Source organism: Micromonospora sp. AB353, from assembly GCF_049538395.1.
GTDB lineage: Bacteria > Actinomycetota > Actinomycetes > Mycobacteriales > Micromonosporaceae > Micromonospora > Micromonospora aurantiaca.
Genome location: NZ_JBMVFV010000006.1, coordinates 153859 through 167446 on the forward strand (window position 1 = coordinate 153859; position 13588 = coordinate 167446).

The 13588-nt window shown below is 72.8% G+C and carries 10 protein-coding genes; 3 read left to right on the forward strand and 7 right to left on the reverse strand.

All coding sequences use genetic code 11. The features are described 5' to 3' along the window. Positions 1–63: 63 nt before the first annotated feature. Positions 64–1398: a TrkH family potassium uptake protein gene (locus ACPCK6_RS05430; RefSeq protein WP_423480487.1), complete on the forward strand. Its 1335-nt coding sequence runs from the start codon at positions 64–66 to the stop codon at positions 1396–1398. Continuing rightward, the gene (locus tag ACPCK6_RS05435; RefSeq protein ID WP_356957540.1) at positions 1388–2056 is read left to right on the forward strand and encodes a potassium channel family protein; all 669 of its coding nucleotides are present in this window, start codon (positions 1388–1390) and stop codon (positions 2054–2056) included. The genes ACPCK6_RS05430 and ACPCK6_RS05435 overlap by 11 nt, the downstream gene beginning before the upstream one ends. A 69-nt stretch (positions 2057–2125) precedes the next feature. Here the strand turns inward: ACPCK6_RS05435 and ACPCK6_RS05440 are convergent, their stop codons facing one another. The 7 genes from ACPCK6_RS05440 to ACPCK6_RS05470 all read right to left on the reverse strand — a co-directional run bounded on the left by ACPCK6_RS05440 (position 2126) and on the right by ACPCK6_RS05470 (position 10887). Then, positions 2126–3745, reverse strand: a complete 1620-nt coding sequence (locus tag ACPCK6_RS05440) for a serine/threonine-protein kinase (protein ID WP_423480488.1) — start codon at positions 3743–3745, stop codon at positions 2126–2128. Positions 3746–3816: 71 nt separating this feature from the next. Beyond that, the gene (locus ACPCK6_RS05445; protein WP_396881051.1) at positions 3817–5373 is read right to left on the reverse strand and encodes a fused MFS/spermidine synthase; all 1557 of its coding nucleotides are present in this window, start codon (positions 5371–5373) and stop codon (positions 3817–3819) included. A 36-nt stretch (positions 5374–5409) separates the two neighbouring features. Next, positions 5410–6447: a coiled-coil domain-containing protein gene (locus ACPCK6_RS05450; protein ID WP_356957534.1), complete on the reverse strand. Its 1038-nt coding sequence runs from the start codon at positions 6445–6447 to the stop codon at positions 5410–5412. A 184-nt stretch (positions 6448–6631) separates the two neighbouring features. Further along, the gene (locus ACPCK6_RS05455; RefSeq protein ID WP_423480489.1) at positions 6632–7441 is read right to left on the reverse strand and encodes an inositol monophosphatase family protein; all 810 of its coding nucleotides are present in this window, start codon (positions 7439–7441) and stop codon (positions 6632–6634) included. Next, on the reverse strand, positions 7434–7886 hold the full coding sequence (locus ACPCK6_RS05460; protein ID WP_091569521.1) for a response regulator: 453 nt from the start codon (positions 7884–7886) through the stop codon (positions 7434–7436). Before ACPCK6_RS05460 ends, ACPCK6_RS05455 begins: the two co-directional genes overlap by 8 nt. Beyond that, positions 7883–9634: a sensor histidine kinase gene (locus ACPCK6_RS05465; RefSeq protein ID WP_396881107.1), complete on the reverse strand. Its 1752-nt coding sequence runs from the start codon at positions 9632–9634 to the stop codon at positions 7883–7885. The genes ACPCK6_RS05460 and ACPCK6_RS05465 overlap by 4 nt, the downstream gene beginning before the upstream one ends. A gap of 62 nt (positions 9635–9696) precedes the next feature. Further along, a complete protein-coding gene (locus tag ACPCK6_RS05470; protein WP_423480490.1) occupies positions 9697–10887 on the reverse strand; it encodes a PP2C family protein-serine/threonine phosphatase in 1191 nt (396 codons plus the stop codon). Between the two features lie 312 nt (positions 10888–11199). Between ACPCK6_RS05470 and ACPCK6_RS05475 the strand changes: the two genes are divergently transcribed. Beyond that, positions 11200–13578, forward strand: coding sequence for a M28 family peptidase (locus ACPCK6_RS05475; RefSeq protein ID WP_423480491.1), 2379 nt, complete (start codon positions 11200–11202; stop codon positions 13576–13578). Positions 13579–13588 lie beyond the last annotated feature (10 nt).

Below are 13588 nucleotides of genomic sequence, written 5' to 3' on the forward strand. Positions count from 1 at the left end.
TGGTTGACCGCCAGTTGGTCGGTTCCTGACCTGCCGGTGAATCTCCGGACGGAAGATGACGGCATGCGCCGCCTGCTCCGGAAGCCCGTACGGCTGGTGCCGTTGGGGTTCCTGGCGGTGATCCTGGTCGGCGCCGGCCTGCTCATGCTGCCCTGGGCCACCAGCGAGCAGCGGTACACCCCGTTCGTCACCGCGCTGTTCACGTCCACGTCGGCGGTGTCGGTGACCGGGATGGCGGTGACCGACACCCCGAACTACTGGAACGGCTTCGGGCTCGTGATGATCACCGTGCTGACGCAGCTCGGTGGTCTGGGCATCCTGACCGGGGCCTCGCTGGTGATCCTCGCGGTCTCCCGCCAGCTCGGCCTGCGGAACCGGCTGCTCGTGCAGGCGGAGACCGCCGAGTTCGGCCTCGGCGACGTACGCCGGCTGCTGCTGCGCATCGCGGCGACCGTCTTCGTCACCGAGGCCCTGATGACTGCGGTGATCGCCACGCGCCTGTTCCTGGCGTACGACTACCGGCCGGGCCGGGCGCTCTGGTCGGCGGTGTTCCACTCGGTGCAGGCGTTCAACAACGGCGGGTTCGCGCTCTACTCCGACGGCCTGATCGCGTTCTCCCGCGACGGCTGGGTGGCGCTGCCGCTCAGCATCGGCGCGATCATCGGCGGGCTCGGTTTCCCGGCGCTGTTCGAGGCGGTACGCGAGTGGCGGCAGCCGGCGCGCTGGGCGGTCGCCACGAAGCTGACCGTCTGGGGCAGCGTGGTGCTGACCGTCTTCGGCGTCGCCTACCTGCTGATGGCCGAGTGGGGCAACCCGTTCACGATCGGCACGTACGACGTGCCGGGCAAGCTGCTGGCGTCGTTCACCCAGATCGCGTTGAGCCGTACCGGCGGCTTCGACGTCATAAACGTCGGGCACCTCACCGACGAGAGCTACCCGATGCTGATCGGCCTGATGTTCATCGGCGGCGGCAGCGCCAGCACCGCCGGCGGCATCAAGGTCTCCACGTTCTTCCTGCTCGGCTTCGCCATCTGGGCCGAGCTGCGGGGTGAACCGGACACCACTGTCGGGCGCCGCCGGGTGGCGGCGGCGAGCCAGCGGCAGGCGCTGACCGTGGCGCTGCTGAGCGTGGCGCTCGTGGCCGGCGGGACGGTCGGCCTGATCGCGCTGACCTCGCACATATCGTTCTCGGCCGCGTTGTTCGAGGTCACCTCCGCGTTCAGCACCACCGGCCTGACCGTCGGGGTGTCCGGGCAGCTCTCACCGCCGGGCCAGTACGTGCTGACCGCGCTCATGTACATCGGCCGGATCGGGCCACTCACCCTCGGCTCGGCCATCGCGTTGAACACCCGTCGACGGCTGTACCGCTACCCGGAGGAGCAACCCATTGTCGGCTAGACATCCGGAGGAGACCGGCATCGCGGTGATCGGCCTGGGCCGGTTCGGCGCGCGCCTGGCGGACTCCCTGTCCCGTCTCGGTTACGAGGTGCTGGCGATCGACCGCGACCCGAACCGGGTCCAGCACTGGTCGGCCGACCTGGACCGGGTGGTGCAGGCGGACAGCACCGAGGAGGTGGCGCTGCGGCAACTCGGGCTGGCGGACTTCCGCCGGGTCGTGGTCGCGATCGGGGCGTCGCTGGAGGCGAGCGTGCTCACCGTACTGGCGCTGGCCGAGCTGGGGATCGAGCAGATCTGGGCGCGGGCCACCTCGGAGAAGCACGCGAAGATCCTGCACTCGGTGGGCGCGCACCACGTGGTCTTCCCGGAGGCGGAGACCGGCGAGCGGGTGGCGCACCTGATCGTCAGCCGGATGCTCGACTTCATCGAGTTCGACGACGACTTCGCCATCGCCAAGATCAAGGTGCCGGCGCCGCTGGTCGGGCGGTCGCTGCGCGACATCGCACCGCAGGACCGGTACGGCGTGATGGTGGTGGGTGAGAAGCAGGCCGGGGAACCGTTCCGGTACGCCGGGCCGGACACCGTGCTGGAGGCGGACAGCGTGCTCATCGTGGAGGGCGGCATCACCCAGGTGCAGCGCTTCTCCGCGCTGAGCTGACGACAGGTCGCACCGGTCAGCCCTTCTTCGGACCCTTGCCCTTGCCGTGCTCACCCCCCTTCGGCCGGTCTACTGTGCTTTTCCCTTGCCGTTCCCCTTGCCCTTGGGCTTCGGCGCGGCCTTGGGCTTCGGTTTCGCCGGCGCCGGTTTGGCCTTCGCCGGCCCGCTCTTGGTGGTGGTCTTGGTGGCCGGTTTGACCGGCGTCTTCACCGGCGGCGCGGTGGTCGGTGCCGAACCGGCGATGCCGGAGACCTGCACGCCGCAGGTGCTGCCGCCGAGCGTGAACTCCACAGGCAGCGTGTTGCTCCCGGTGTAGCGGCCGGCCAGCGTCAGCTTCGTCGACGCGCCGGGCGCCAGCGCGGGGCCCGTCGCGGGTGCGGCGATCGACACGGTACGCCCCGCCTGACGTGCCGGGGGCTGGGCCGTGGTGACCGTCTGCTTGCCGGGGAACGTGAAGTTCATGGTCCAGCCACGCAGTTCCCGGTCGCCGGTGTTGGTGAGCGTCAGCTCGGCGGAGAAGTCCTTGCCGGTGTCCCGGCGCAGCGAGTAGTCGACAGCGCAGGGGATCGGCTCGGGCATGCTCATCCGCGCCTCGGTCGGCTCCACCCCGCCGCTGGCCGGGCTCCGCGACGTCAGTCCCCACATCGTGGCGGTCACCGCGATCAGGCCGACGGCGGCCACCCCGGCCTCCACCTTGCGCCGCCGCGCCGCCGCCCGCCTCGTGCGGGTCCGCACCACCGAGAACGGCAGCGCGTCGGTCTCCGCCGACCACGGCAGGATCGTGGTGCCGGCGTTCTCGGCGAGCGCCGGGTCCGTCCGGCCGAACGCCGGCGACACCGGCACGATCGCCGCGATACCCGCCGCCTCGGCGAGCGTACGGGCCACCTCGGCGGTCGCCGGGCGGTCCTCGGGGCGCTTGGCCAGGCAGCGCTGCACCAGCGCGGCGACCGGCTCGGGCAGCCCCGGCACCGCGGGCATCGGGTCCGGGTCGCGGTACATGTGCGCGCGCAGCATCTCGGTGGTGGTGCTGGCCTGCCACGGCAGGCGGCCGGTGAGCATCCGGTAGAGCAGCAGCCCCACCGCGTACACGTCGGTGGCGGGCGAGACGTGCCCGTTGTCCAGCCGTTCCGGCGCCAGGTAGGCGGGCGTACCGAGCAGCGCGCCGTCCGGCCCCTTGTCGCTCTCCCCCACCAGCGCCGAGATACCGAAGTCGACGACCTTCACCCCGGTCGGGGTCAGCATGACGTTGCCCGGTGTCACGTCCCGGTGCACCACGCCACGGGCGTGCGCGGCGGCCAGCGCCGAGGCGACCTCCGCACCGATCGTCATGGCCTCCCGCCAGGGAAGCTGCCCGTCGCGGCCGAGCCGCCCGCTGAGCGGACCGCCGTCGACAAGCTCCATGACCACGTACGGGACGGTCAGGCCGACCTGCACCGACTCGCCGTAGTCGTACACGTTGGTGATGTTGGGGTGGCACAGCCGCGCGGCGGCCTGCGCCTCCACCCGGATCCGGTGCCGGAACGCCTTGTCGCTGGCCAGCCGCGAGGCCAGCACCTTGACCGCTACCTGACGGCCCAGCACCTCGTCGTAGCCGCGCCAGACGACCGACATGCCGCCCGCACCCAACTGCTCGACGAGCCGATATCGCTCGCCGAGCAGTTGCACGCCGTTCCTGACCGGTCCACCCATGGTCGGTCCTGTTGCCCGAAGTGGGCCCCGATACACCTCAGCGGTCGGAATCGGTCAGGAAAGTCACCCGTTCAGGCGGTCGCGAGCAGTTGGTCCACCGGCGCGTAGTCGTCGGTGAGCACCATCGCGTCACCGACCCATGCGGTCACCGCCGCCTCGTCCATCAGCGAGGCCGGATCCGGCAGCAGCTTGAGGCCGGGCGGGATCGCGGCGAGCGGCAGCGGCGCGTCCGAGGCGACGATCACGAAGTTGGCGCCCTGCTTCCCGTCGATCGCGCCGGGCGGGGCGATCAGCGCGACGTGCGCGAACTCGGCTTTCACGGTGGCCAGTTCGGCCCGGATGAACCGGCCCGGCGGGTAGTCGATGACGTTCTGCACGTAGATCCCGTCCGGGCGCAGCACCCGCCGGATGTCGGCGGCCATCTCCCGGGTCGCCAGGTGCCACGGCACCACCAGGTGGCCGAACGCGTCGCCGACGATGAAGTCGCGGCTGTCGGCCGGCTCGCCGCGCAGCAGCACCCGCGCGTCACCCACCTCGGCGCGCATCCCCGATCCGGTACGCAGGCCCAGCTCCCGCCGGTCCAGCTCGACCAGGCCGCCGTCGAGTTCGAACACCAGGTTGTCGGTGCCGGGCCGGGTCGCGGCCAGGTAGTGCGGCACGGTGAAGCCGCCGCCGCCCAGGTGCAACGCGTCCATCGGCTGCCTCGCCGGCCGCGCCACGTCCGCGACCAGGCCGATCCACTGCGTGTACGCGTACTTCAGGTGGGTCGGCTCGCCCAGGTCGACGTACGAGTGCTCGGCCGAGTTGAGGTAGAGCGTGCGTCCCTGCGGCCACGACGGGTCCACCTCGACCCGGGCGCAGTGGTACGCGGTCTCCACGTCGCACGGGTTCGGCGCCGCGGCGGTGAGCCCGGCGGCGGCCAGACCGAGCAGCGCCAGCGCGGCCTTGACCCGGCCCGGCGCGGACAGCCCGCTCGGACCGGCCTGCCGGCGCAGCCAGACGCCGAGCGCCAGCCCGGTCACCCCGAGCACGGCGGCCAGCCCCAGCACGATGACGGTGCTGGACAGCGCCGCCACCAGCACGAAGCCGGTGCCGAGCGTGGCGGTGATGCCGCCGAGCGTGCCGATGCCGGACAGCTTGCCCACCACCTGCCCGGTCCGGCGCAGGTCGGCGAGTTGGAGCTTCACCACGAGCGGGGTGATCCCGGCCAGCAGCGCGGCCGGCAGCAGGACGGTGAGCGCGGTCAGCAGGAGCACCGCGCTCGCCGCGCCGCCGCGCAGCGCCTCACCGGCGTACCTGACGATCGGCAGCGTGACGGCGGTGGCGATGCCGGCCAGCACCAGCGCCGGGGCGAGCAGGGTGCGCGGGTCACGCCGGTCGGCGAGCCACCCGCCGAACCACGCCCCGTACGCGATGGCGGCAAGCGCCATGCCGATCACCGAGCTGGTCACCTGGAGGGTCACCCCGACGTACGGGCCGACCAGGCGCAGCGACACGGTCTCCAGCACCAGCACGGCCCCGCTGGAGAGGAAGACGAGGAACGCGGCGAGCCCGTTGGGCAGGGCCCGGGGCGGGACCGGGGCGTCGGCCGCCGGTCCCGCGATGACGTCTGACGATGTGCTGCTCACCGTGGCGATGCTACGCAGCGCTCGCGGCGGGCCGGGTCAATACATCGAGATGTGAACATGGTTTGTGTGGTCCGCAGCCGGGCTGCCACCGCCGCTGTACGCGCGCCAGCCGGTGTTCGGCATCCAGATCTGCCGATACCAGATGACGTACATGATGCCGAGCCGGTTGGCGTTGTTCTTCGCCCAGGCGGCGAGGCTGTCACCGTACGCCTTGTCGCCGCCGGTGGCGGTCTTGTCCTCGAACCCGCCGCTGGCGGCGGAGAAGTCGCAGGCCCGGCCCTTGGGGTGCTCGCCGCCGCCACCGCTGCGGTGACACGAGGCGTAGCGCTTGTAACCGGCCGCCTTGGCCTGCTGGAGCATGTGCAGCGTGCGCGGCGTGATGCAGCCGGACGCGGGCGTGGGGTCGTCCACCGAGCAGGACTCCGACGGCCACGAGCCGTCCGAGCTGCGCGGGGCGGGCTTCGCCGACGAGGAGGTGCCGTTGAACCCGGACCCGGCGCCGGAGCTGACCTTCGCCAGCGCCACCTCGGCGTCCTTCTTCTTGCGGGCCTGCACGGCGACCTGCTTGGCCTGCTCGCGCACCTCGGCGTCGATGGCGAGCTTCGCCTCGGCCGCCTGCGCCTTCGCGTCGGCCAGCTCCCGCAGCCGCTTGCTGTCCCGCTGGGCCATCACGTCCAGCTCGGCCGCGCGCTTGAGGAAGTCGTTCGGGTCGGCGCTGGCGAGCAGCATCGACGTCGCGGTCAGCCGGCCCATCCGGTACGACTGCGCGGCGACCTCACCGGCCTGCGCGCTGAGCCCGACGAGGCGTACCTCGACGTCCTTGAGCTGGGCGGCGAGCGCCTTCTGGCGGCGCTTGGAGTTCTCCAGCTTGTTCTGGGCCTCGATGTGGCCCTTCGCCGCCGCCTCCAACGCCGCCCGCAGCTGCTTGCTGCCGCCCTCGTTCGGGGCGTTCGGGCTGGGTACGGCGGCAGCCGGGCCGGCGGCCACGCCGGAGCCGAGCAGCACGGCCACCGCGGCGAACGCGGCGAGCAGCGACCGCCGGACGCGCCGGCCGGTAGGGCTGGTCCTGGGCACGTGTTGGTCCTTCCGTCGACCGCCGGCCCCCGTACACCGAGCGGCGTCTCCGCCGGCGCCGGACGGCGGCCTGCTGGCGGAGACCGCCGGTCACGATACCGGACCACACGCGACGCGCCAGGCCGGCGACGGCGTACGGCGTCCGACGTCGACGCAGCGTGCCGTGCCCGTCGCGCAGCGCCGCTCATCCGCCCAGCAGGGCGGCGCTCACCTCGTCCCAGATCTCCGGGCTCGACGCCACGAGCAGTCCCCGGCCGTCGTCGGCCGGGTGGTAGTCGGCGCCGTCGAACCGGCGGGCCACGCCACCGGCCTCGCGCACCAGCAACGTGCCGGGTGTGTGGTCCCACGGCAGGGTGCGCCAGAACAGCACGAACTGCTGCGCGCCGGTGAGCACGTCCAGGTACTCCCGCCCCGCGCAGTGCTGGCCGGGCAGCAGCTCACCGATGCGGCGGCCGCCCTCCTCCACCCGGCGGCGGAAGTCCGGCGGCAGGAACGTCGTCGCCGCGGTGCCGCGCAGCGCGCCCACCCGGGGCTCGGCCGGCGGCGCGCTCAGCGACGCCCCGTCCAGCTCGGTGCCGGCACCGAGCCGGCACGCCGCCATCGTGCCGTCGAGCGGGTCGTACACCCAGGAGGCAACCGGTTCGCCGTCGGTGAGCAGCGCCGCCATCAGCGCGAACGGCCGGCGGCCGGCGGCGAAGTTGGAGGTGCCGTCGACCGGGTCGACGAGCCACACGTCGCCGCTGCCGCGCAGGTGCCGCAACAGGTCCGGGTCCTCGGCGACGGCCTCCTCGCCGACCACCACCGAGCTGGGACGCAGCCGCCGCAGGCCCTCGGAGATCAGCACCTCGGCCTCGCGGTCGGCGACGGTGACCACCTCGCCCGGCGCCTTCTCGGAGATGTCGGACGCGTCGAGCCGGCGGAACAACGGCACGACGACCTCGGCCGCCGCCTCCTTCAGCAGCGCGCCGACGTCGTCCAGCAGCGGGTCAGCCACGCGGCGGCAGCTTGACCACGCTGACGAAGAACTCGTCGATCTGGCGGACCACCGAGATGAAGCGCTCGAAGTCCACCGGCTTGGTCACGTAGGCGTTGGCGTGCAGCTGGTAGCTGCGCAGGATGTCCTCGTCGGCCTGCGAGGTGGTGAGCACCACGACCGGGATGCGGCGCAGTTCCTCGTCCTTCTTGATCTCCTCCAGCACCTCCCGGCCGTCCCGGCGGGGCAGGTTCAGGTCGAGCAGGATCAGGTCGGGCGTCACCGCGTCCGCGTACTGGCCCTCGCGGCGCAGGTAGGCGAGCGCCTCCGCGCCGTCGGAGACGACGGTGAGGCGGTTGCGGAGCTTGTGCTCCTCGAACGCTTCCTGGGTCATCAGCACGTCGCCGGGGTCGTCCTCGACGAGCAGGACCTCGATCGGGCTCTTGCCGTCCGCGGGCGCGGTCATCCCACCGTCTCCTTCATGCCACCGTTTGTACCGTGTCGGTCCGCCTCCGCGGGCGGCTCTTCGCGTGCCTCGCCGTCCGGCTGCCGCCCGGCGTCCGCCGGGTCGGTCTCGGCGCCCTCGGCGGCCGGCGCCTCGGCCGGCTCCGCACCGTCCGTGGCGTCGCCGTCCGCTGCCGCTTCCGCCGCCTTGGCGGCCTCGATGTCGGCCTCCAGCGCGGGCAGCGTGAACCGGATCGTGGTGCCCTCGTCGGCGTCGGTGTCCACCCAGACCCGGCCGCCGTGATACTCCACGATCTTCTTGACGATGGCCAGCCCGATGCCGGTGCCCGGGTACGCGTCCTTCGAGTGCAACCGCTGGAAGATCACGAAGATCTTGTCGGCGAACTCCGGCTCGATCCCGATGCCGTTGTCCCGGCAGCTGATCTCCCACTCGCCGTCCACCAGCCGCGCCGACACGTGCACCTTCGGCGGCACGTCGGGCCGGCGGAACTTCACCGAGTTGCTGACCAGGTTGACCAGCAGGTTCGTCAGCAGCGGCTCCTCGCCGCGGATGGTGGGCATCTCGCCCCAGGTCAGGTCCGCGTCGGCGTACTGCAACGCCGCCTCGGTCTGCCCCGCCACGTCGCCCATCACCTTGTTCAGGTCGACCTCGGTGAAACCGGTGGTCAGCCGGCCGATCCGGGAGAACGCCAGCAGGTCGTTGATCAGCCGCTGCATGCGCTGCGCGCCGTCCACCGCGAACGCGATGTACTGGTCGGCCCGCTCGTCGAGCTGCCCGGCGTAGCGCCGCTGGAGGAGCTGGCAGAAGCTCGCCACCTTGCGCAGCGGCTCCTGCAGGTCGTGCGAGGCGACGTACGCGAACTGCTCCAGGTCACGGTTGGAGCGGGTCAGCTCCTCGGCCTGCTTCTGCAACTGGCTGTTCACCCACTCGATGCGTTCCCGCGCCTCGCGTACCTCGTCCAGTTCCCGGGCGATCTTCATGCGCATCTGGTCGATGTCCTCGGCGAGCCGGCGGAACTCCGGCGGGCCGGACCCCTCGATGCGGTGCCGGTAGTCGCCGTCGGCCACCTCGCGCACCTGGCCGACCAGGGCGGCCAGCGGGCGGATGAGGATCCGGTCCAGCGAGACCAGCATCACCACACCGGCCGTCGTCACCACCAGCGCGGCGATGATCAGCAGCACGACGAGTGCGTTACTCGTCGCGTTGACCCGCTCGGCGGTCTCCTGCCGGACGGTGAGGATCTCGTCCTGGAGCGTGTTCACCGAAGCGCGGATGCCGTCGAACTGCTGACGTGTCGCGTCCGTGATCAGTGCCTGGCCGGCCGCCGCGCCGTCCCGGTCGACAGTGGTGATCACCGGCTCGGCCACCTGGGCCCGCCACTGCGCGGTCTGCTGCTCCACCACGTCCAGCGACCGGCGCACGTCCGGGTAGTCGGCGGAGAGGTTCCGGATCGAGGTGACCAGGCTCTGCTCGCGCTGCACGCCCTCCCGGTAGGGCTCCAGGTCGCTGCGGTCGCCGTTCACCGCGTACCCGCGAACCGAGGTCTCCTGGTCGAGCAGCACGCTCATCAGCTCCTGCGCCTGCACGCGCAACGGACCGGTCTTGAGCAGCACCGCGTCGATGTTCTCGCGGTTCTTCGCCGCGACCGCCGCCTCCGCGGCGGCCAGCCCGAGCAGCAGCACCACCACCACGCCGAGCAGCGCGACCACCCGCCGCCGCAGGGTCCACCCCTGCTGGTACGCCTTCACCGGTTCCTCCCCGTTGCCCTTCACCGCATCATCGTCGTTCTCGACCGCGGGGCCCTCAGCGCTCACCGGCCGCTGCCCCGCGTCACCAGCAACATCGCCACGTCGTCGGCGAGCGGGCCGCCGTTGATCTGCTCGGCCCGCCCGACCAGCCAGGCGGGCAGCTCGGCCAGCGGCACCGCCCGGTTCGCCGGGTCGGCGAGCAGCCCGGTCAGGCCCGGCACGTCGAGGCGTTCGTCACCGCCGTCCACCCGGCCCTCGATCAGACCGTCGGTGTACATCAGCAGGGACCAGTCGTCGGTGTCGAACTCCAGGTCGAAGGCGACCGGGCGGCGCGGGCGTACGCCCAGCAGCAACCCGCCCTTGGCCGGCACCGGCGCGACAGTCCCACCGCTGAGCAGCAGCGGCGGCGGATGACCGGCGAGGCGTACGGTGGCCCGCGCCGACGCCAGGTCGAGCCGGGTGGTGGCCACCGTGGCGAAGATCTCCTGGAGGCGGCGCTCACTCATCAGCACCTGCTCCAGCGCGGGCAGTACCTCGTCGTCCGGCACCCCGGCCAGCACGAGCGCCCGCCAGGCCACGCGCAGTTCGACGCCGAGGGCGGCCTCGTCCACGCCGTGCCCGCAGACGTCGCCGACGATCAGGTCGATGCGGTCCGGCTGGGTCTGCACCACGTCGTAGAAGTCGCCGCCGATCAGCGCGGCGTGCCGGCCGGGCCGGTAGAACGTGTGCACCGACACCTCGTCGGTGGTCATCAGCGGCTGCGGCAGCAGGCCGCGTTCCAGGCGGGCGGACTCGGCCTGGCGCAGCTCCACCTCACGCAGCCGGCGGGCGTTCTCGTCGGCCCGCTTGCGCTCGACCGCGTACCGCAGCGCCCGGGTCAGCAGGACACCGTCGACCTGGCCCTTGACCAGGTAGTCCTGTGCGCCCTCGGCGACCGCGACGATGCCCAGGTGCTCGTCGGAGCGGCCGGTCAGCACGCAGACCGCGGCGCCGCTGGCCATCTCCAGCACCCGGCGCAGCCCGTCCAGGCCCTGCGCGTCCGGCAGGCCCAGGTCGAGCAGGACGCAGTCCACGCCCATCACCCGCTGCCGGGCCTCGCTGAGGCTGGTGGCGACCAGCAGATCGATCATCGAGTTGGTCTCGGCGAGCAGTTCGCCGACCAGGAAGGCGTCGCCCTCGTCGTCCTCGACCAGCAGCACCCGCAGCCGCTCGCCCGGCGGTACGCCGTGCAAGCCTGCCCCGGCAGACGGCATGTGGACGGCACCCGACGCGCCGGAACCCCGCTGCGGTCGGGTAACCGCCGCGAGACGCGGGAGTTCGCTGGTGATGTCGGGCTCCTTCCGAATGCCCTGCTGATCCTGACTCAGACAACAGTCGCACACAACGCGACCGGCACCGGCGCGGCGGAGCGTGTGACCGATCCACTTCCACAGCGGCACGGCCGACAGACGATGTTACGCCGGGAGCGCTGTCACGCCCGCAGCGCACCGACCGAGGACTGCCGCCGCAGCCCCCGGGGGTGCAGGATGATCCCCACCCCCGTAGATCCACCCCGAGGAGTCCCTGTGGGCGCACCCCCCACCCGCCCCGCCGACCGCGCCTTCACCAGGCCCCGGCGGCGGCCGATCGCCGCCGTCGCCGCGCTCGTCGCGCTGCTCGCCGTCGGGGCGGGCGTCCTGGCCGGCCTCTCCACCCCGGCGCCGCGTCCGGCGGACGCACCCGAGGGCGAGTTCAGCGCCGCCCGGGCGTTCCGCAACGTCGAGGTGATCGCCGCCGAGCCGCACGTGGCGGGCAGCGCCGCAAACGATCGGGTACGTGAGCACCTGGTGGCGACGCTGCGCGGACTGGGCCTGGAGACCGAGGTGCAGGACGCGGTCGCGCCCGAGGCCGGGCAGTTGTCCGGCGCGGCGGGCGGGGCGACGCTGGCCCGGGTGCGCAACGTGGTGGCCCGGCTCCCCGGCACCGACCCGACCGGGAAGGTGTTCCTGGTCTCGCACTACGACTCGGTGCAGACCGGGCCGGGCGGCAACGACGACGCCGCGGGCACCGCCGCGATCCTGGAGGTGGCGCGGGCGCTGACCACCGGTCCGCGCCCCCGCAACGACATCGTCTTCGTGCTCACCGACGCGGAGGAGGCGTGCCTGTGCGGGGCCGCCGGGTTCGCCGGCGACCATCCGCTCGCCCGCGACGGCGGGGTGGTGCTCAACCTGGAGGCGCGTGGCTCCACCGGCCCGGTGATCATGTTCGAGACGTCCCGGAACAACGCGAAGCTCGTGGAGATCTTCGGCAAGGCCGCGCCGCACCCGGTGGGCACCTCGTTCGCGGTGGAGATCTACCGGGCGCTGCCGAATGACACCGACTTCACCGCGTTCCTGGACCGGAAGTTCGTGGGGCTGAACTCCGCGTACATCGACGGCGGCGCGATCTACCACACCCCGCTGGACGTGCCGGCCCGGATGGACCGGGGCAGCCTCCAGATGCACGGTGACAACGCGCTCGGCCTGGCCCGCGAGTTCGGCCGTACCGACCTGGGCGACCTGCGCGCCGGCCACGACGACACCTACTTCCCCATGCTCGGCGGCCTGATCAGCTACCCCGGCTGGCTGACAGTGCCGCTGGCCGTGATCGCGCTGCTCGCCGTCGGCGCGCTCGGCTGGTTCCTGCGCCGCCGGGGCCGGGCCACCGCCGGCACGCTCGCCGCCGGCTTCGGCCTGACCCTGGTGCCTGTCGTCGTGGCGCCGCTCGGCGCGTGGCTGCTCTGGGCCGCGATCACCACGATCCGACCCGGGTACGCCGAGCTGCTCGACCCGTACCGTCCGGTCTGGTACCGGCTCGCCGTCGTGGCGCTCGCCGCCGCGGTGCTGTTCTGCTGGTACGCGCTGCTGCGCCGCCGGGTCGGCCCGGCGGCGCTGGCGTTCGGCGGCCTGGCCTGGCTCGCCGTGTTCGGTGTGCTGCTCGCCGTGGCGGTACCCGGCGGGGCGTACCTGACGACACTGCCCGCCCTGGCCGGTGCGCTCGCCGGTTTCGCCGCGCTCGCCACCCGCCGCGACGGACCGTGGCCGGTGGTCGCGGTGACGCTCGCCGCCGCGGTGGCGGTGGTGATCCTGCTGCCTCCGGTGGTGCTGCTGTTCCCGGCGCTCGGCATGGGCATGGGTGCGGTAGCCGCGCTCGTCGCGGTGCTGCTCGGCCTCGCCGTACTCCCGGTGGTGGACCTGCTGCACCCACGGGCCGGCGGCCAGCGCGGCCTGCTCGCGCTGCGCGCACGCCGGCTCGGCGCGCTGCCCGCTGCGGCGGCCGCGCTGGCGGCGGTGGTGCTCGCCGGGGTCGGCCTCGCGGTCGACCGCTTCGACGCCGCGCATCCCGTGCCGACCCATCTGATGTACGCGCTGGACGCGGGCACCGGGAAGGCGGCCTGGCTCAGTCGCGAGGAGAAGCCGCAGCCGTGGACCGACGGCTACGTCGACCGGAGCATCTCGCTGGCCGACGACTTCCCCGGGCTGGGCGACGGTGAGATGCGTGCCGGACCGGCGACCGCCGCGCCTCTGCCCGCCCCGAAGCTGGATCTGCTCTCCGACAGCACTTCCGGCGACCAGCGCGTGCTGCGGGTGCGGGTGGTGCCGCAGCGGCAGGTGCGCCTGCTCACGCTGCACGTCGACACCGGCACCGCGACGGTGCGCTCCGCCTCGGTGGCCGGGCGAAACGTGCCGGTCGAGCCGGGCGACGGGAAGTGGGGGTTCGGAATCGTGTTCCACGCGCCGCCGCCGGAGGGCGTCGAGGTGACGCTGACGCTCGTGCCGCGCGGCGGTGCCGTGTCGGTACGCGCGATGGACGCCAGTGACGGGCTGTCCGGGGTGCCCGGGTTCCGGGAGCGGCCGGAGGGTGTGGGCGTGGTCGGGTCGCACAGCTCGGAGATGCTGGCGGTGGCGCGCACGTACCCGCTCTGAGCGGCGCCTG

Coding starts and splice junctions, on each gene's coding strand:
- ACPCK6_RS05430 (WP_423480487.1), top strand. CDS start 64: ATGCGCCGCCTGCTCCGGAAGCCCGTACGGCTGGTGCCGTTGGGGTTC.
- ACPCK6_RS05440 (WP_423480488.1), bottom strand. CDS start 3,745: ATGGGTGGACCGGTCAGGAACGGCGTGCAACTGCTCGGCGAGCGATAT.
- ACPCK6_RS05460 (WP_091569521.1), bottom strand. CDS start 7,886: ATGACCGCGCCCGCGGACGGCAAGAGCCCGATCGAGGTCCTGCTCGTC.
- ACPCK6_RS05470 (WP_423480490.1), bottom strand. CDS start 10,887: ATGCCGTCTGCCGGGGCAGGCTTGCACGGCGTACCGCCGGGCGAGCGG.